Annotated in this window: 19 protein-coding genes; 5 read left to right on the top strand and 14 right to left on the bottom strand. The window is 68.1% G+C overall.

Annotation, left to right across the window (positions count from 1 at the left end; all coding sequences use genetic code 11):
* On the top strand, positions 1–708 hold the full coding sequence (locus tag L3N39_RS03075) for a 3'-5' exonuclease (RefSeq protein ID WP_237255724.1): 708 nt from the start codon (positions 1–3) through the stop codon (positions 706–708).
* A gap of 75 nt (positions 709–783) precedes the next feature.
* Here L3N39_RS03075 and L3N39_RS03070 read toward each other — a convergent pair whose 3' ends face one another.
* From L3N39_RS03070 to L3N39_RS03055, 4 genes are all read right to left on the bottom strand, one after another.
* On the bottom strand, positions 784–1,293 hold the full coding sequence (locus L3N39_RS03070) for a hypothetical protein (RefSeq protein WP_237255723.1): 510 nt from the start codon (positions 1,291–1,293) through the stop codon (positions 784–786).
* Between the two features lie 91 nt (positions 1,294–1,384).
* Positions 1,385–3,154, bottom strand: coding sequence for a sodium:solute symporter family protein (locus L3N39_RS03065; RefSeq protein WP_237255722.1), 1,770 nt, complete (start codon positions 3,152–3,154; stop codon positions 1,385–1,387).
* 5 nt (positions 3,155–3,159) lie between these two features.
* On the bottom strand, positions 3,160–3,420 hold the full coding sequence (locus L3N39_RS03060) for a DUF4212 domain-containing protein (protein WP_237255721.1): 261 nt from the start codon (positions 3,418–3,420) through the stop codon (positions 3,160–3,162).
* Between the two features lie 580 nt (positions 3,421–4,000).
* Complete coding sequence (locus tag L3N39_RS03055) at positions 4,001–4,513, bottom strand: retropepsin-like aspartic peptidase RloA2 (RefSeq protein ID WP_237255720.1); 513 nt, start codon at positions 4,511–4,513, stop codon at positions 4,001–4,003.
* Between the two features lie 141 nt (positions 4,514–4,654).
* On the opposite strand from L3N39_RS03055, the gene dbpA reads away from it, so the two are divergent.
* Positions 4,655–6,034 (top strand): ATP-dependent RNA helicase DbpA, encoded by a 1,380-nt coding sequence (dbpA, locus tag L3N39_RS03050; RefSeq protein WP_237255719.1) that lies wholly within the window; start codon positions 4,655–4,657, stop codon positions 6,032–6,034.
* A gap of 96 nt (positions 6,035–6,130) precedes the next feature.
* Here the strand turns inward: dbpA and L3N39_RS03045 are convergent, their stop codons facing one another.
* Entirely contained in the window at positions 6,131–7,609 is a 1,479-nt protein-coding gene (locus tag L3N39_RS03045) for a PhoX family protein (protein WP_237255718.1), read from the bottom strand.
* A 157-nt stretch (positions 7,610–7,766) separates the two neighbouring features.
* On the opposite strand from L3N39_RS03045, the gene yccS reads away from it, so the two are divergent.
* The gene (gene yccS / locus L3N39_RS03040; protein WP_237255717.1) at positions 7,767–9,962 is read left to right on the top strand and encodes a YccS family putative transporter; all 2,196 of its coding nucleotides are present in this window, start codon (positions 7,767–7,769) and stop codon (positions 9,960–9,962) included.
* A gap of 58 nt (positions 9,963–10,020) precedes the next feature.
* Positions 10,021–11,202, top strand: a complete 1,182-nt coding sequence (locus L3N39_RS03035) for a BaiN/RdsA family NAD(P)/FAD-dependent oxidoreductase (RefSeq protein WP_237255716.1) — start codon at positions 10,021–10,023, stop codon at positions 11,200–11,202.
* Between the two features lie 9 nt (positions 11,203–11,211).
* On the opposite strand, the gene L3N39_RS03030 is transcribed toward L3N39_RS03035, so the two are convergent.
* From L3N39_RS03030 to L3N39_RS03005, 6 genes are all read right to left on the bottom strand, one after another.
* On the bottom strand, positions 11,212–11,403 hold the full coding sequence (locus tag L3N39_RS03030) for a hypothetical protein (protein ID WP_237255715.1): 192 nt from the start codon (positions 11,401–11,403) through the stop codon (positions 11,212–11,214).
* A gap of 65 nt (positions 11,404–11,468) precedes the next feature.
* Positions 11,469–11,753, bottom strand: a complete 285-nt coding sequence (locus L3N39_RS03025) for a hypothetical protein (protein ID WP_237255714.1) — start codon at positions 11,751–11,753, stop codon at positions 11,469–11,471.
* An 86-nt stretch (positions 11,754–11,839) separates the two neighbouring features.
* On the bottom strand, positions 11,840–14,032 hold the full coding sequence (locus L3N39_RS03020; RefSeq protein ID WP_237255713.1) for a putative bifunctional diguanylate cyclase/phosphodiesterase: 2,193 nt from the start codon (positions 14,030–14,032) through the stop codon (positions 11,840–11,842).
* Between the two features lie 165 nt (positions 14,033–14,197).
* Positions 14,198–14,671, bottom strand: a complete 474-nt coding sequence (locus L3N39_RS03015; protein ID WP_237255712.1) for a PA2171 family ribosome-binding persister protein — start codon at positions 14,669–14,671, stop codon at positions 14,198–14,200.
* A gap of 57 nt (positions 14,672–14,728) precedes the next feature.
* A complete protein-coding gene (locus L3N39_RS03010) occupies positions 14,729–15,007 on the bottom strand; it encodes a DUF3509 domain-containing protein (protein ID WP_237255711.1) in 279 nt (92 codons plus the stop codon).
* Between the two features lie 171 nt (positions 15,008–15,178).
* Positions 15,179–15,805 carry a class I SAM-dependent methyltransferase gene (locus L3N39_RS03005; protein ID WP_237255710.1) on the bottom strand — a complete coding sequence of 209 codons (627 nt, stop codon included), beginning with the start codon at positions 15,803–15,805 and terminating at the stop codon, positions 15,179–15,181.
* A 253-nt stretch (positions 15,806–16,058) separates the two neighbouring features.
* Between L3N39_RS03005 and L3N39_RS03000 the strand changes: the two genes are divergently transcribed.
* Entirely contained in the window at positions 16,059–16,454 is a 396-nt protein-coding gene (locus L3N39_RS03000; protein ID WP_237255952.1) for a response regulator, read from the top strand.
* 76 nt (positions 16,455–16,530) lie between these two features.
* Here the strand turns inward: L3N39_RS03000 and fba are convergent, their stop codons facing one another.
* The 3 genes from fba to L3N39_RS02985 all read right to left on the bottom strand — a co-directional run bounded on the left by fba (position 16,531) and on the right by L3N39_RS02985 (position 18,293).
* On the bottom strand, positions 16,531–17,595 hold the full coding sequence (fba, locus tag L3N39_RS02995; protein ID WP_237255709.1) for a class II fructose-bisphosphate aldolase: 1,065 nt from the start codon (positions 17,593–17,595) through the stop codon (positions 16,531–16,533).
* A 148-nt stretch (positions 17,596–17,743) separates the two neighbouring features.
* Positions 17,744–18,079 carry an MliC family protein gene (locus L3N39_RS02990; RefSeq protein ID WP_348983387.1) on the bottom strand — a complete coding sequence of 112 codons (336 nt, stop codon included), beginning with the start codon at positions 18,077–18,079 and terminating at the stop codon, positions 17,744–17,746.
* A gap of 22 nt (positions 18,080–18,101) precedes the next feature.
* Positions 18,102–18,293 carry a hypothetical protein gene (locus L3N39_RS02985; protein WP_237255707.1) on the bottom strand — a complete coding sequence of 64 codons (192 nt, stop codon included), beginning with the start codon at positions 18,291–18,293 and terminating at the stop codon, positions 18,102–18,104.
* Positions 18,294–18,344: the final 51 nt, after the last annotated feature.

Here is an 18,344-nt window from a genome sequence, read left to right as displayed (position 1 = left end):
ATGAAGATGACCTGGTTTCAACCGCGCGGGCCGAAGCTCACGCTCGACCAGCAGCAGCGCCTGGCGCAGCTGCCGCAGCCCGCTGCGCTGGGGCCGGTCCCGCTGCGCCGGCAGCGCATGGTGGTGCTGGACCTGGAAACCACCGGCCTGCACCTCAAGCGCGACCTGGTCATCTCCATCGGCGCAGTCACCATCGAGCACGGCGCGATCGATTTCTCGCAGCAGTTCGAGTGCACCCTGAACCGCCAGGTCAAGGTGACCGAGAGCGTGCTGATCCACGGTATCGCGCCCAGCCAGCTGGCCCGCGGCCTGCCACCGGCCGAGGCATTACTGCGCTTCATGGAGTTCGCCGGCGACAGCGTGATCCTGGCGTTCCATGCACCGTTCGACCAGCGCATGCTGGCGCGCGCGCTGAAGAAGGAACTGGGCCATAGCCTGCAGAACACCTTCATGGATGTCGCCGACCTGGCGCCGATGCTGTTTCCCCAGGCGCTGATCCACCGTGGCGGGCTGGATCACTGGCTGGACTATTTCCGCATCGACATCCCGCAGCGCCACCACGCCTCCGCCGATGCCATGGCCACCGCGCAGATCGCCCTGATCCTGCTCAATCGCGCCCAGCGCATGGGCCTCGAGCGCATCGACGAGCTCAACCAGCGGCTGCGCTTCTGGAAGCGCTCGCGCCAGGCCGCGCTGCATTCGTTCTGAGCCAGCGGCGCCCGGCCAGACGTCGAAGAAGGCCGCCGGCCATGGGTGGCCGGCACGCCTTATCGAACCCCGGGATTACTCGCAGATGGCGCGGTAGAGCGGCGCATCGGCGTCCAGTTCGGTCAGGGTCTCCAGCTTGGCCTGGCCCTCATCGTTGAGGCGGAACATCGCCCGCTCGCTGCACAGCAGCTGGTACTTGCCGCTCGTCACGCTGGCCAGCAGGTGCTTCTTCTCGAAACGATAGAGCACGAAGCGACCGACCCGGCCCTGGGGGCTGTCCTGGATCTGCGCGTTGGCGGCGTCGAGCACCGTGTAGACCAGCGGCATCGGATACTTCAGCGTCCAGGGTCGCCAGAGCATGTCGCCTTCCTCGCTGGCAACGACGACCGAACCCTCGGGCAGGCGCTCGCGGGTCGTCTCGAACCAGGTGTATTCGTAATGGACGGTGTAGCCGAGCATGCCCAGGCCGGCGAACACCGGGATGATCCATTTCGGCAGCCGCTTGCGCGTCAGGGCGCGCAGGGCCAGCGCGATCCCCGCACCGGCCACGCCGGCGACTATTGCTGCGATGAGATGCCAGAACATAAATAGCCTTCCTTAAAAAAATCGGGCTTCCAGATGGAAGCCCGACTCTACTGCGGTGTCAGACCAGGTCCGACAGGTGGCGCATTATCGATCAGTGATCAAGCGCAGCGCCAGCACCCTTCGGGGTACGCACGCTCTCGACCAGATCCTGGATCTCCTGCGGCGGAGCCTGGGTGGCCATCGACACGGCGTAGGCCACGGCGAAGTTGAGGATCGCGCCCACGGCACCGAAGGCCTGCGGGGAGATGCCCATCCACCACTGGTCCGGGGTGTTCGGGATGCTCGCGGTGCCGGGGATGAAGAACCAGCCCAGGTACAGGAAGATGTACACGGCGGTGCTGATCACGCCCACCAGCATACCGGCGACCGCGCCGACGCTGTTCACGCGCTTGGAGAAGATACCCATCATCAGTGCCGGGAACAGGCTCGCTGCCGCCAGACCGAATGCCAGGGCCACGACCTGGGCCGCGAAGCCCGGGGGGTTCAGACCCAGATAGGTAGCCAGCAGGATCGCCGCGGTCATGGACAGACGGGCCGCCAGCATCTCGTTCTTCTCGCTGATCTTCGGATTGATCAGGGTCTTGATCAGGTCGTGGCTGATGGCCGAGGAGATGGCCAGCAGCAGGCCTGCAGCGGTGGACAGTGCAGCGGCGATGGCGCCCGCGGCGATCAGGCCGATGACCCAGCCCGGCAGGTTGGCGATTTCCGGGTTGGCCAGAACGATGATGTCATTGTTCACGGTCAGCTCGTTGCCGTTCCAGCCACGCTCCTGAGCGGTCGGGGTGAAGGCGGCGTTGGCGTCGTTGTACATCTGTACACGGCCGTCGGCGTTCTTGTCTTCCCACTTGATCAGGCCGGTACGCTCCCAGGTCTGCACCCACTCCGGACGATCTTCGTAGCGGATCGCTTCGGCCTTCGGGCCTTCCGGATAGATGGTCTGCACCAGGTTCAGGCGCGCCATGGAGGCCACGGCCGGAGCGGTGAGGTACAGCAGGGCGATGAAGATCAGGGTCCAGCCGGCGGACCAGCGGGCATCAGCCACCTTCGGTACGGTGAAGAAGCGGATGATGACGTGCGGCAGGCCAGCGGTACCGATCATCAGCGACAGGGTGAACAGGAACATGTTCAGCTTGTTGTCGATGTCGGCGGTGTAGGCGGCGAAGCCGAGGTCGGTGACCACCTGGTCCAGCTTGTCCAGCAGCGGTACGCCGGAATCGACGTGGGTACCGAACATGCCGAACATCGGGATCGGGTTGCCGGTCAGCTGCATGGCGATGAATACCGCCGGGATGGTGTAGGCGATGATCAGCACGATGTACTGAGCCACCTGGGTGTAGGTGATGCCCTTCATGCCGCCGAACACGGCGTAGGCGAACACGATCGCGGCGGCGATCCAGATACCGGCCGAGTTGCTGACTTCCAGGAAGCGCGAGAACGCCACGCCGGCACCGGCCATCTGGCCGATCACGTAGGTCACGGAGATCAGGATCAGGCAGATCACGGCGACCAGACGGGCGCCACGGCTGTAGAAACGATCACCGATGAAGTCCGGCACGGTGAACTTGCCGAACTTGCGCAGGTAGGGCGCCAGCAGCATGGCCAGCAGCACGTAGCCACCGGTCCAGCCCATCAGGTAGACGGAGGTGGCATAACCGCCGGAGGCGATCAGACCGGCCATGGAGATGAAGGAGGCCGCGGACATCCAGTCCGCCGCGGTCGCCATCCCGTTGGTCACGGGGTGAACGCCACCACCGGCGACGTAGAACTCCTTGGTCGAACCGGCGCGAGCCCAGACCGCGATCCCGATGTACAGCAGGAACGAGGCGCCCACGAACAGCATGTTGATCCAATATTGGCTCATTCTGGTTACTCCTCGACCCCGAATTCCTTGTCCAGTTTGTTCAGCCGCCACGCGTAGTGGAAGATGATCGCAATGAACGTGATGATGGAACCCTGCTGGGCGAACCAGAAGCCGAGATCAGTACCCCCGACAGGGATACCGGCCAACAGCGGACGCAGGACGATTGCAAAACCGTAGGAGACGAGAGCCCAGACTACGAGGCTCCATGTTATGAGGCGAACGTTCGCCTTCCAGTATGCAGCAGCATTATTTTTATCTTCGGCCATAGCCGTTCTCCGCCTTATTGTTATTCGCAAGTGGTGGAAGCCCACATCTAGAATCTAACAAAGGTGCGTGAGGCTCCGAAAGCCCCGACTTTAGTCTGACCGAAGCCCTGGAGGGCCGATCGGGCCGCGCAGGGGGCGATCGGCGGGCTTCTTCGCGCAACCCAGGCGAATCGCCGCGAGGGCTTTGGCCCGCGTGACGCATCGGTCACGACGAAGACCGGCCCGGTTTGCCGCCAGCCGCGCTGCAGCGGCCGCCCCGGAGCGTCGCCGAAGGCGGGCCGCAGCGATGCACACAGGCCAATTATCCGGGGTGCCGAAGTTGCATGGCAGATAGCCTGCAATACTGCCCGTCAATTCAAGCGAAGTTAGCTGTATTAATTAACGAGCAGAACGAATCGAATATTCAGCCTAGCGCACATCAATAAAACAGCCAGGATGACAATTAAAATCCAAGTATTCCGGCAAGACACTTTCACCGAAGTTTGTTGCCGGACGATGGCAGCGGTATTACCGCAGCTGAAAAGACCCGAAACGGCGGCGACAGGACCACGCGGGTTCGGCCGCCGCACGTGGTTGCACCCTAGCAGGCCGGCCGGCCTGCGGTGTAGCGCTGCGCCGGGTCGACCCCGGCCTGCAGGTCGCGCAGGGTCTGTGCGCCGATCAACAGCGGATAGCTGAAGTGGGAGCGATCGGTGAGGTTGACCTCGGCCTCGCGCAGGCGGTCGCCGATGCACAGCTGCAGGCCGACCAGCGGGCGCCGGGCGCGCGGCGGTTCGGCATCCGGGTCCAGCGCGGCGCCCTCCTCGGCGCGCTGCTTGATTTCGCTGATGCCGAGCAGCGGGCGTTCGTACCAGGTGTCGTCGGCGTTCTCGACGGCCAGGCGGAAGCGCACCCATTGCTGGCCGTCGCGCTCGAACTCCTCGATGTCGCGTGCCGACAGCGAGGCGGTCATGGCGCCGGTGTCCATCTTGGCCGGCAGCACCTGGCCCAGGGTCTCGATGCGGATGTTCTCGTAGCGTCCATAAAGGTGGGGTTGGTCGGCGACGGCGGGCAGTGCCAGCACGGCAGCCGCGAAAGACAGGAGGCGAAGCAAGGCGGGGGTCTCCGAATGGCCAGTGGTGTCCTCTCCGAGCCCCCTGGCCGGCGCTGGGTTCCGCCCGGCTGTTTACAGGATGTTTGCGGCCGGCCGTGGCGGGCACCTGCTAGACTGCGCCCTCCGCCCGGAAACCCTGCCGTGTCCAGCTCTTCCTTTTCCAGCCTGGCGCTGTCCGCCGCGACCCAGGCCAACCTCGCCGCCCTCGGCTACCTGCAGATGACGCCGATCCAGGCCAGTGCCCTGCCGCCCATGCTCCAGGGCCGCGACGTGATCGCCCAGGCCAAGACCGGCAGCGGCAAGACCGCGGCCTTCGGCATCGCCCTGCTCGAGCCGCTGAACCCGCGCTATTTCGGCTGCCAGGCGCTGGTCCTGGTGCCGACCCGCGAACTGGCCGACCAGGTCGCCAAGGAGCTGCGCCGGCTGGCCCGCGCCGCCAGCAACATCAAGATCCTCACCCTCTGCGGCGGCGTGCCGATCGGCCCGCAGATCGGCTCGCTCGAGCACGGCGCGCACATCGTCGTCGGCACCCCCGGCCGCGTGCAGGAGCACCTGCGCAAGGGCACGCTGAAGCTCGACGGGCTGAACCGCCTGGTGCTCGACGAAGCCGACCGCATGCTCGACATGGGCTTCCACGATGCCATCGCCGAGATCGTCGAGCAGACCCCTGCGCGCCGGCAGACGCTGCTGTTCTCGGCCACCTACCCCGAGGACGTCGAGCAGCTGGCGGCGCGCTTCCTGCGCGATCCGCTGCGCATCGAGGTGCAGGCGCTGCACGACGACAGCCAGATCGAGCAGCGCTTCTACGAGATCGCTCCGGAGCAGCGCATGGACGCCGTGCTGCGCCTGCTCGAGTGCTTCCGCCCGCAGAGCTGCGTGGCCTTCTGCTTCACCCGCCAGCAGTGCCAGGAGCTGGTCGACTACCTCGAGGCGCGCGGCATCTACGCCCAGCCGCTGCATGGCGAGCTGGAGCAGCGCGAGCGCGACCAGGTGCTGGCGATGTTCGCCAACCGCAGCCTGTCGGTGCTGGTGGCCACCGACGTCGCCGCCCGCGGCCTGGACATCGATACCCTGGACATGGTCATCAATGTCGAGCTGGCGCGCGACCCACAGGTGCATGTGCATCGCATCGGCCGCACCGGCCGCGCCGGGCGCAAGGGCCTGGCGGCGAGCCTGGTGGCGCCGGCCGAGGCGTACCGCGCGCAGGCCATCGAGCAGCTGCAGCAGGCGCCGCTGGTCTGGCACCCGCTGACCAGCCTCAAGCCGCGCAGCGACGAGCCACTGCTGCCGCCGATGCGCACGCTGTGCATCGCCGCCGGACGCAAGGAGAAGCTGCGCCCCGGCGACGTGCTCGGCGCGCTGACCGGCGAGGCCGGCATCCCGGGGGACAAGGTCGGCAAGATCGCCCTGTTCGACTACCAGACCCTGGTCGCCGTCGATCGCGAGCTCGCCGGCAAGGCGCTCAAGCGGCTGACCGAGGGCCGCATCAAGGGCCGTTCGCTGAAGGTCCGCCAGCTCTAGACAGGCCCGCAATGCAGAACGGGCCTGCAAGCGCGAAGCCTGCAGACCCGTCCTTGCCCGGCTGGGCGGAGCGGCCGCTGCCAGCGGCCGCGGCGCTTACAGCGAGCCGCGCTGCCACGGGCCCCAGATGGCGAAGGTAATGCCCGGCGTCTGGCAGTTGACGAACAGGAAGCGGCCGCTCGGGTCGAAGCAGGCACCGGCGAACTCGCGGTCGCGGTAGTCGCCGCCGGAGGCACGCTTGCCGGCCGCCGCGGCCTGGACGTCGTCGAAGACGATGTTGTTCTTGGCGAAGATGTAGGCCTCGCCCTCGCTGGTCAGGCCGAGCAGGCGCTCGCCGAAGCCGAACTCGTCGTTGGCGCCGCCGCCGTCCTCGCACATCAGCACGCCGCCACGGGGACTGACGGTGATGTTGTCGGGATTGTTGGCCACTTCCGGGTCGCTGGAAGCGAACACGCAAGTGATCAGGTCGCTGCTCAGGTCGTGCATCCACACCGCACCGTTGCCGTAGCCGGCGCGGCCCTGGGCATCGACACCGGCGCTGGTGTCGACGATGAACAGGCGGCCCTGGCTGTACCAGATGCCCTCGCCACGGCTCATGCGCAGTGCGCCGGCGTTGCGTGCCTGGAAGAACGGCCCGCTGGCGCCCGGTTGCGGGGCCATGTCCGGATCGGCGATATCCACCCATTCCAGCTGGTAGCTGTCGCCCACGCGCGGGGTCAGCAGGTCGGCGTTGGCCAGGTTGCGCACGCGCGCGGCCTGGAGCATGCCGCCGGCGGCCAGCGAACCGGGTTGCTGGCTGGCATTGGCCGGGATGAAGCGGTAGTAGCCGGCGGCGTTGCGCGCGTCCTCGGTGAGGTAGACGTAGCTGTTCTGCGGGTTGACCGCGACCGCCTCGTGGGCGAAGCGGCCCATCTGCACGATCGGCTCGCCGGTGGTCAGCACCGGGTCGGCGGTCACTTCGAAGACATAGCCGTGGCGGCGGCCGCCGACGCTGCTGTAGTCGGCCGTGGTCTCCTCGCAGGACAGCCAGGTGCCCCAGGGCGTCACGCCGCCGGCGCAGTTGGTGCGCGTGCCGCCGAGGCTCGGCAGGGTGCGTACCTCGTGGCCGTTGTCCATCGAGAAGTACAGGTTGGTGGTGCCGCCGGCCGGGCGCTGGCCGTTGGCCAGGGTCACGTCGTCGTAGATGCCGTTGGCCTGGATCAGCTCGCCGGTGCCGGCCTCGTGGTTGCGCACCAGCACCACTTCCGGCCCGTTCGGTCCGCGGCGTACGTCGATGACACCCATGCCGTCATGCGAGCCGGGCACCGGCTGGCCGTTCTCCATCAGGTCACCGGCCCAGGAGAAGGTCCGGTACTGGAAGCCTTCGGGCAGTTGCAGCAGTTCCAGACCGGTACTCTGGTCCTTGACCGGGCTCAGTGGCCCATAGCTGCTACGGCTCAGGTGGCGACCCTTGCCGCTGGCGTGGCGCTGGGCATAGGCATCCAGGGCGCCGAGAAACGGGGTGCCAGCGACGGCGGCGGCAATCAGGCTGCCCTTGAGCAGGTTGCGGCGGCCGGGATCGTAATCACGAGTCATGCGCTATTCCTCTTGTATGGGGGGTGGGAAGGCGGGCATGAGTAGAGCAGACCGATTGCGGCAGTCCGGTTACACCCGGGTGGCATGCCGGTGATAAGGGACGAACGGTCGGTATAAGCTGTGCAGCCAGCCGTCCTGCAGCAGAAGGCAGCGCCCCATGCCGAAGCCCTCGATCCGCCACTCCCTGCGTCGCCTCTGGGCGCTGGAGAAGTTCGGCTACAGCCTGCGGGTGTTCATCGCCCTGGCCGGCAGCATGGCGCTGAGCTGGGGCCTGGACCGGCCGTCGCTGGCGATCCCGCTGTTCCTCGGCATCATCGCCAGCGCCCTGGCGGAGACCGATGACAGCTGGCGCGGCCGGCTGGTCGCCCTGCTGGTGACCCTGGCCTGCTTCAGCATTGCCGCGGTTGCGGTGCAACTGCTGTTTCCCTATCCGCTGGCCTTCGCCGCGGGCCTGGCGGCCTCGGCCTTCGCCCTGGTGATGCTTGGCGCGCTCGGCGAGCGCTACGGCGCCATCGCCCAGGCCACGCTGATCCTCTCGGTCTACAGCATGATCGCCGCCGACCAGCGCGACGGCGTGTTCGCCGATTTCTGGCGCGACCCGCTGCTGCTGGTCGCCGGCGCCGCCTGGTACGGCCTGCTCTCGGTGGCGTGGAACCTGCTCTTCGCCCACCAGCCGGTGCAGCAGAGCCTGGCGCGGCTGTACCGCGAGCTGGGCCTGTACATCCGCCTGAAGGCCGCGCTGTTCGAACCGGTGCGCCAGCTCGACGTGGAGCAGCGGCGCATCGAGCTGGCGCAGCAGAACGGGCGGGTGGTCGGCGCGCTCAACGCGGCCAAGGAGACCCTGCTGCACCGCATGGGCCAGGGCCGCAGCGGCAGCCGGATCAGCCGCTACCTCAAGCTGTACTTTCTCGCCCAGGACCTGCACGAGCGGGTCAGTTCCTCGCACTATCCCTACCAGGCGCTGGCCGAGGCGTTCTTCCACAGCGACGTGCTGTTCCGCTGCCAGCGCCTGCTGCGCCTGCAGGCCGGCGCCTGCCTGGCACTGGCCGAGGCCATCCGGCTGCGCCAGCCGTTCGCCTACGACGAGCAGAACGCCCAGGCGCTGGCCGACCTGCACGCCTCGCTGGAGCATCTGCGCGGGCAGAACAACCCGGCCTGGCGCGGCCTGCTGCGCTCGCTGCGCGCGCTGTCGGGCAACCTCGGCGCGCTGCAGGCGCGCCTGGCCAGCGCCAGCAACCCCGACGCCCTGGCCGGCGAGCAGGACAGCGCCCTGCTCGATCGCGAGCCGCAGTCGCTGGGCGACGCCCTGGGGCGCATCCGCCTGCAACTGACGCCCACCTCGCTGCTGTTCCGCCATGCGCTGCGCATGGCCCTGGCGCTGGTCTGCGGCTACGTGGCGCTGCACGCGATCCACCCGGAGCAGGGCTACTGGGTGCTGCTGACCACGCTGTTCGTCTGCCAGCCGAACTACGGCGCCACCCGGACCAAGCTGGTGCAGCGCATCAGCGGCACGGTGCTGGGACTGGTGGCCGGTTGGGCGCTGTTCGACCTGTTCCCCTGGCCGGCGCTGCAGGCGCTGTTCGCGGTGCTCGCCGGGGTGATCTTCTTCGCCACCCGCAGCAGCCGCTACACCCTGGCCACCGCCGCCATCACGCTGATGGTGCTGTTCTGCTTCAACCAGATCGGCGACGGCTACGGGCTGATCTGGCCGCGCCTGTTCGATACCCTGCTCGGCAGCCTGATCGCCGCCGCTGCGGTGTTCCTGGTGCTGCCGGACTGGCAGGGCCGGCGGCTCAACCAGATGGTCGCCAGCACCCTGAGCTGCAGCAGCGAATACCTGCGCCAGATCATGCGCCAGTACGACAGCGGCAAGCACGACGACCTCGCCTACCGCCTGGCCCGGCGCAACGCACACAACGCCGACGCGGCGCTGTCGACCACCCTGTCGAACATGCTGCTCGAGCCCGGGCATTTCCGCCGCGACGCCGAGACCGGCTTCCGCTTCCTGGTGCTCTCGCACACCCTGCTCAACTACCTGTCGGCACTCGGCGCGCACCGCGAGACGCTGCCCGAGGATGCCAGCGACGCGCTGCTCGACGAGGCCAGTGCGCAGCTGAGCGCCAGCCTCGACGAACTCGCCGCGGCGCTGCGCGACAACCGCCCGGTGGCCCTGCACGACGAGGCCGAGCAGGCCCTGGCCGAGCGCCTCGAGCAGCTGCCGGAGGAGACCGACGACGGCCATCGCCTGGTGCAGACCCAGCTCGGCCTGATCTGCCGGCAGCTGGCCGCGCTGCGCAGCATGGCCGCCCACCTGGTGCGCCAGGGCGCCGCCGGACCGCAGGCGCAGCCGTGAGCGCGCGCAACGGGTAAGATGCGCGCCCTGCAACGGCGGCGAACAACGAGGTGCGAAGGTGCTGGCGACAGAAGTGATCATCATCGGGGCCGGTGCCGCAGGCCTCATGTGCGCGGCCACCGCGGGCCGACGCGGCCGCCGGGTGCTGCTGCTCGACCACGCCAACAAGGCCGGCAAGAAGATCCTCATGTCCGGCGGCGGGCGCTGCAACTTCACCAACCTGTACACCGAGCCGGCCAACTTCCTCTCGGCCAACCCGCATTTCTGCAAGTCGGCGCTGGCGCGCTACACCCAGTGGGATTTCATCGAGCTAGTGGCGCGCCACGGCGTGCCCTATCACGAGAAGAAGCTCGGCCAGCTGTTCTGCGACAACAAGTCCAGCGACATCCTCGCCCTGCTGCTCGAGGAGTGCCGCCAGGCCGGCGTCGACCTGCGCCTGAACGTCGGCGTGGAGTCGGTGGCCCGCGACGAGCAGGGCTACCTGCTGCAGACCGGCCTCGGCCCGGTGCGCGGCCAGTCGCTGGTGATCGCCACCGGCGGGCTGTCGATCCCGACCCTCGGCGCGACCGGCTTCGGCTACCAGATCGCCCGCCAGTTCGGCCACAACGTGCTGCCGACCCGCGCCGGGCTGGTGCCCTTCACCGTCACCGACCCGGCGCTCAAGGCGCTGTGCGGCGAGCTGTCGGGCACCTCGGTGGAATGCGTGGTGAGCTGCAACGGGCAGAGCTTTCGCGAGAACCTGCTGTTCACCCATCGCGGCCTGAGCGGGCCGGCGATGCTGCAGATCTCGTCCTACTGGCAGGCCGGCGACGAGCTGAGCATCGACCTGCTGCCGGGGCTCGATGCGCAGGCCTGGCTGCAGGAACAGGCCCAGGCCCGCCCCAACATCGAGCTGAAGACGCTGCTGGCCGAGGTGTTCACGCGCAAGCTGGCGGTGCTGGTGTGCGACAGCTGGTTCGCCTCGCGCGCGCTCAAGCAGTACACGCCGGCCGAGCTGCGCGAGATCGCGGCAAGGCTGGCCGAGTGGCGGCTGGTGCCGGCGGGCACCGAGGGCTATCGCACCGCGGAGGTGACGCTCGGCGGCGTGGATACCCGCGAGGTGTCGTCCAAGACCCTGGAATCGCAGAAATCGCCGGGGCTGTACTTCATCGGCGAGGTGCTCGACGTCACCGGCCAGCTCGGCGGCTTCAACTTCCAGTGGGCCTGGGCCTGCGGGCATGCCGCCGGCCAGGCGGTCTGAGCTAGCGGCTCAATCGTTGCCGGCGGTACCGGTCGAAGGCGGGACGAGCTTGTTCGGGCCGGCCGGTTCGGCGGCGGTGTCGTGGTATTCCTGCGAATTCTGCTCGGCGTTGTCCAGCGAGGACTGCTTGTCCTCTTCCGGCGAGCAGGCCACCAGCAGCGTGCCGACGGCGGCGCAGAGCAACAGGCGGACGGCTTTCATGGGGCACTCCACGGCAGGTGGGGGCAAGCGGCCGCGCGCAGGTCGCGGCCGCATCCGGGCGAGCCTTACTGGCTCGAGCCGGTACCGCTGCCGCTCGGCGGGTTGGTGGTGCCGGTACCGCTCGGGTCGGTGGTGCCGCCCGTGGTGCCGGAGCCGGTGGTGCTGTCCGACGGCATGGTGCTGGTGCCCGACCCGGTGGACGGGGTGCTGGTTTCCGGCGCCGGAGCAGGTGCCGGGGTGGCGGGTTGTTCGGTGGTGGCCGGCGGCGGGGTCGGCTCGCGCTCCTCTTCCTGGCCGCAGCCAACCAGCACCAGGCCGAGCAGCGGGGGCAGCAAATAAGTCAGACGCATCGTTAACCTCCTTAGGGTGAACCGGCACTTGGCCGGCAGTACCTGGATCCTATGATCCACGGGGAGGTAGACAGGCAATCGACGCGTTAGTGCCCCGATCCGCCGCGCGCGCCGAGCAGCTCGTGCAGTTCCTCGACCGGCAGCGGGCGGGCGAGGAAGTAGCCCTGGGCGCAGTCGCAGCCCTGTTCGCGCAGGAATTGCAGCTGCTCGGCATGCTCGACGCCCTCGGCGATCACCTGCAGGCCGAGGCTCTGGCCCAGGCCGATGATCGCCCGGCTGAGCAGCACGGCGTCGGCGTCGCGCGGCGCACCGGCGATGAAACTGCGGTCGACCTTGAGGATGTGCAGCGGGAAGCGCCGGAGGTAGCCGAGCGAGGAATAGCCGGTGCCGAAATCGTCCAGCGCCAGGCGCACGCCCAGTTCGGCGGCATGCCGCAGGTTGCGCTGCAGCAGCTCGCTGTCCTGCATCAGCAGCGTCTCGGTGATCTCCAGCACCAGTGAGCCGGGGGCGGCGCCGGTCTGTTCGAGCACCGCGTTGAGCATGGCGCAGAAGTCGCACTGCTGCAGCTGGCGGATCGACAGGTTCACCGCGCAGTGCAGCGCCGCGTGGCCCTGCTCCTGCCAGCGGCGCAGCTGCTGGCAGGCCTGGCGCAGGACCCACTCGCCGACGCGTACGATCTCGCGCGACTCCTCCAGCGCGGCGATGAACTCGGCCGGCGCCACCAGCTCGCCATCGTGGCGCCAGCGCAGCAGGGCCTCGGTGCCGACCAGCCGCGGCCGGGCGCCGTCGATGGCCCAGACCGGCTGGTAATGCAGGACGAATTCCTCCCGGGCCAGGGCCTGGGCCAGCGCGCTTTCCAGTTCAAGCTGGCGGGTCGCGCTGACCTGCAGGTTATCCGAATACAGCGCGAACTGGTCCTTGCCGGCCAGCTTGGCGCGGTACAGCGCCAGGTCCGCCGCCTGCAGCGCATCCAGCGGCTGGCCGTCGCGCATCAGCGGGGCGATGCCGATACTGGCACTCACCGACAGCGTGCGTTCGCCCAGTTGCAGCGGCTGGCGCAGGGCGACCAGCATGCGCTGGGCGACGCGCTCGGCGTCCGCCGCGCAGGCCAGGTCGCCAAGCAGCGCGACGAACTCGTCGCCACCGAAGCGCGCCAGGTGGTCGCCCGCGCGCAGGCACGAGGCCAGCCGCTGGGCGACGATCACCAGCACCTGGTCGCCGGCGTTGTGGCCGAGGCTGTCGTTGATCAGCTTGAAGCGGTCCAGGTCGATGAACAGCAGCGCTGAGTCGCGCCCGCGCGGCCGTCGGCGTACCGCCTGCAGCAGTTCCTCCAGATGCAGGCGGTTGGCCAGGCCGGTCAGCGCGTCGTGCCGCGCGGCATGCCGCAGGCCGGCCTCGGCGGCCTTGCGCGCGCTGATGTCGGTCTGCGAGCCGGCCAGGTGCCAGCCGCCGTGGCCGTCGCGCTCGGCGACGCCGCGCACCAGCACCCAGAGGTAATCGTCGCCGCCGCCACGGATGCGGTATTCGTGGGCCAGCGAAGCGCTCTCGCCGTTGAGGTGGCGGCCGATGGCATCGCGCAGCAATGGCAGGTCGTCCGGGTGCACACGCTCGAACCAGTCGCGGCTGTGGCCGCTGCCCAGCGGCGCGAGGCCGAGCATCTGCGTCCAGCGCTCGGAGACATACAGCCGGTCGTACTCGACGTTCCAGTCCCAGATGCCATCCTCGGTCCCGCGCAGGGCCCGCGCCAGGCGCGCCTCGCTGTCCTCCAGCGCCTGCCGCTGGGCGGCGACGTAGGTGTCGATGGCCAGGATCATGTCGAAGAAGACGATCTTCAGCAGGCTGCCGAACAGCGCACTCCGCTCGTCCTCGCCGAACAGCTGCTCGAGCATGTGGCCGAGGTACAGGCGGTAGGCCCCCAGGTACCACTCCAGGTCGATGCCGGCGCGCTCGTGGACCAGCCCGACCAGCAGGCGGTCGCGCACATAGTCGCGGTCGTAGGGCCCGCTGAGCAGGCGCTGGTAGTAGCTGAGCTGGCTGTGCTTGAGGCGCTCGAGGCTGGCCGGCGGGCCGAGCCGGGCCGAGGCCTCGGCGAACTCGGCCAGGTGGTCGTAGAGGCGCTCGACGAAGCGCGCCTGGCCAGCGGTCAGTGCCGGGTCGTTCGCCGCGCGACCGAGGCGTTCGCGGTCGGCCGCCTGCCACTGCAGGAAGCGCTTGCGCGTGAGGATGCGCTCCAGGTCCAGTCCGACGCGTTGCAGCACCGCGGTGAGCTGATCTTCCATGCTTGCCCTGCTCCGTCCATTGTCAGGCTGCCAGTTCCGAAGCAGCCTCCGCCGATCGGTGATGGCAAAACGAAGGCAAGGGTGCCAGCGGCGCGGCCGTGGCTTATTGACTCATATCAGCCCAACGCGGGCAGGGCGCCCGCCTGAGCCGGCGCCCGCCTCGGCTCAGGCGGCCTGGCGTGCGCCGAGTTCCTTCTTCAGGCGGGTGCGCAGCTCGGCCATCTGCCGGCCCATCTCCTCCAGGCGCGCCTGGTCGAACATCTCGCGCACCTCGGGGAACATGTCCGACTCCTCTTCCTCGAGGTGATGCTCGAGCAGCTCCTTGCAGACCTTGGCCCGGCCGGAGAACTCGACGCTCGCCGGATCGGTGGCCTTGAGGTCGGGCAATACCAGCGAGTCCACCGCGCGGTGTTCCTCCTTGGCCTCGTGGTACATCTTCAGCTCTTCCTTGCCGCCGGCTTCCTTGTAGGCGGGATAGAGCACCTGCTCCTCGAGCTGGGTGTGGATGGTGACCTCCATTTCCAGCTTGTGCAGCAGCTCGGTACGCGTCTTCACGGCGCGCTCGGTGGATTCGGTCAAGCGCGTCAGGATGTCCTTGAGGCGCTCGTGGTCCTCGATCAGCAGGTCGACGGCATTCATCGTTGATCCTCCAGGCTTGGCGGCGACCCGGGAGCCTCCCTCCCCCCGGGTCCGGCATCAGGCGTATTCGTAGGTGGGCAGGCCGGTGCGGCTCTGGCTCTGCAGGTGGGCGATGGCTGGGGACATTCCGGCTTCCAATGCCAGGTCGCGGCGAATCGAACTCACCAGCCATTCCAGCTGGGCGGCCGAGGAGGTCTGCCCGCGCGAGACGGCACGCTTGGCGATCACCTGATCGTCATTGCGCAGCGTCAGCAGCAGGCCACCGTCCGGGCGCGGGGTGGTCGATACGTCGAACTCGGGAAATGCGGCAGTCAGGAATTGCTGTGCAGCGGTCATTGTTATGTACTCCGGTTGGTTTCCAGCACCCGAGCACAGAGCAGCGATCATGCCAGCCTGTCCGCCTAGATAAAATTCATGTAAATCAGGTACTTATATAAACTGGCATAACAAAGGCACATTGCATAACGCAAGATCGCCAGGGCAGCGGCTTGCAAACTGCGGCACTCGTCACACTGCGCGGCGCCACAGGCTGGCCAGCCAGGGCTGCTGCGCGCGGGGCAGGCCGGGCGGCCGGTAGTAGTGTTCCAGCGCCTCGAAGCCGGCCGCCTCGACCAGCCGGCGCCAGCGCGGCCAGTCGTACCAGACGCCATAGCGCTCGCCCTGCCAGCCTTCCTGGTTGTCGCCCCGCGGGTTGGAGCAGAACAGCACGCCGCCGGGCCTGAGGGTGTCGTGCAACGCCCCCAGCACCCGCGGCAGCTCGGCGCTGGGCACGTGGAACAGCACCGCATTGGCGAAGACCCCGTCGAAGTGCGCGGCCGGCAGCGCGAGCGCCAGCAGGTTCTGCTGCCACACCTCGCAGCCGCTCTCACGGCGCGCCATCTCGACGAAGGGTTCGGTGGCATCCAGCCCGATGGCCTCGTGGCCGAGGGCACGGAAGGCCCTGAGGTCGCGCCCCGGCCCGCAGCCGAGGTCGAGGATGCGCAGCCGCCGGTCACCGGGCAGATGGCGCAGCAGCGCCTGGATGTTCTGGCTGACGTCGTGATCGCGGGTGCCTTCGCGGAACGCCTCGGCATTGCTGCGGTAGTGCTCCAGCGTGCGTTGCGCCACGCCGACCCAGGGTTGTTTGCGGTTCATGCGTGCTCCGTCCGATGGCAGGGGCCGCAGGCTACCTTAGTAGCAGTCGGCCGGCCTGCGAGTTCACCGTTGTAATCTCGGCGTTGCATACTGCGACGAGGCTCCGGCCGGCCGGGCAGCACTCGCCCGCTACCGCCCGGCTGGCGTGCTGAACTTTGGCCGAGGCGAACAGGCCCAATTGTTGCTCCGATTGTTGCTGAAGTGCTTGCAGCACACACAACCTGCTCGAAGTTCGAGAAAGCCCATGGCAGTGATGAACACCCGCGAAACCAAAGTCGTCCTGCTCGTCGAGGACGAGCCGCACATCCTCGATCTGCTCGCCGACTACCTGGCCGGCGAGGGCTACCGGGTGCTCGAGGCCGACTGCGCCAAGCGCGCCTTCGAGATCCTCGCCAGCAAGCCACATCTGGACCTGCTGGTCACCGACTTCCGCCTGCCGGGCGGCGTGTCCGGCGTGGCGATCGCCGAGCCGGCGCTGAAGCTGCGCCCCGAGATGAAGGTGATCTTCATCAGCGGCTACCCGATCGAGATCTACGAGACCGGCAGCAGCGTGGCCCGCTCGGCACCGGTGCTGGCCAAGCCCTTCTCGCTGGACTCGCTGCGCAGCCAGATCCAGCAGGTGCTGGCCGGCGACGCTGCGGCGCACTAACTGCCGCGCAGCGCCATCGGCGCCAGGCCCGGAAAAGACGAAGCCCGCTTTCGCGGGCTTCGTTCGGCTCGGCGGCTCAGTTGACCTTGGGGTCGAGCTCGCCGCTGGCGTAGCGCTGGAACATGCCTTCCAGCGAGATCGGCTTGATCTTGCTGGCATTGCCGGCGGTGCCGAAGGCTTCGTAGCGGGCGATGCAGATGTCGCGCATGGCGGCGACGGTCTTGGCCAGGTACTTGCGCGGGTCGAACTCGCTGGGGTTCTTGGCCAGGAACTCGCGGATCGCGCCGGTGGAGGCCAGGCGCAGGTCGGTGTCGATATTGACCTTGCGCACGCCGTACTTGATGCCCTCGACGATCTCCTCGACCGGCACGCCGTAGGTTTCGCCGATCTCGCCGCCGTACTCGTTGATGATCTTCAGCCACTCCTGCGGCACCGAGGAGGAACCGTGCATCACCAGGTGGGTATCCGGGATGCGCGCGTGGATTTCCTTGATGCGCTGGATCGACAGGGTGTCGCCGGTAGGCGGCTTGGTGAACTTGTAGGCGCCGTGGCTGGTGCCGATGGCGATCGCCAGGGCGTCGACCTTGGTCTTGGCGACGAAGTCGGCGGCTTCTTCCGGATCGGTCAGCAGCTGGCTGTGATCGAGCACGCCCTCGGCGCCGACGCCGTCTTCCTCGCCGGCCATGCCGGTTTCCAGGCTGCCCAGGCAACCCAGCTCGCCTTCCACGGAGACGCCGCAGGCATGCGCGAAGGCCACGGTCTGCTGGGTCACGCGCACGTTGTAGTCATAGTCGGCCGGGGTCTTGCCGTCCGCCTTCAGCGAGCCGTCCATCATCACCGAGCTGAAACCCAGCTGGATCGAGCGCTGACAGACGTCCGGGCTGGTGCCGTGGTCCTGGTGCATGCACACCGGGATGTGCGGGAATTCCTCGATCGCCGCCAGGATCAGGTGGCGCAGGAACGGCGCGCCGGCATATTTGCGGGCACCGGCCGAAGCCTGGACGATAACCGGGGAATCGGTCTTGTCGGCCGCTTCCATGATGGCGCGCATCTGCTCGAGATTGTTGACGTTGAAGGCCGGCACGCCGTAGCCGAATTCGGCGGCGTGGTCGAGCAACTGGCGCATGCTGATCAGTGCCATGTTTTCCTTTCTCCCGGTAGGGGTCGTGTGATCGTGTAGAGCCTGCCGCACTGGCCGACGCGGTTCAAGCGTGGCGCATGCGGCGCGGCATTGTAGTGGCGGCACCGGCAAATGCCAGTCCGCACCGGGTGTTCGCCCGGCTGCCTCGCTAGAAATTCACCAGCGATGCGCTGCAGCCGTGGGCCAGCAGCCTGTCGTCCGCGACGCGATACACCAGGGCGGTGCTGCCCTTGTCGTGGAACGCGACATTGCCGTCGCTATAGAAAGTCCCGAGCGTGGCAGGTTCCTTGCGCAACCGATGGATCGTGGCGTCGTCGCCGACCCGCAGGTCGACGGCGCTGCGCGCCTTGTCGGCATAACGCCAGGCAATGTGCTGGCCGCCCTGGCACTTCCAGCGCACGAAGGGTGCATCCGGCCCGGCCTGCCAGTGGGCGCAGCCGGCCAACAGCGGCAGGCCCAGGAACATCACTCGCAACGCTTTCATGGCACTCCCTGGCGCAAACGGCTCAACAGTCCTGCGGGTCATCGACAATCGGCGCGGTCGGATCGCCGGTGCTCTGCATCTCCAGGCGCTGGCTGTCCTGCGCGGTGGGCGTGCTGGCCGGCGGCGGGTCGATGACCTCGCAGGCCGAATCGGGGCCACCGCCGGCACAACCGGCCAGCGCCAGGACAGACGCGGTAATCAGGGCGAAACGCATGAGCCATCTCCCGTGCTGGTGCGTGACTGAACTACAGACCACGCGGGCCTG

The sequence above is a fragment of the Pseudomonas oligotrophica genome (genome assembly GCF_021726475.1).
GTDB classification, from domain to species: domain Bacteria; phylum Pseudomonadota; class Gammaproteobacteria; order Pseudomonadales; family Pseudomonadaceae; genus Stutzerimonas; species Stutzerimonas oligotrophica.
The sequence above is the reverse complement of the archived record's forward strand: the minus strand, read 5'-3'. Positions and strand labels throughout refer to the sequence as shown.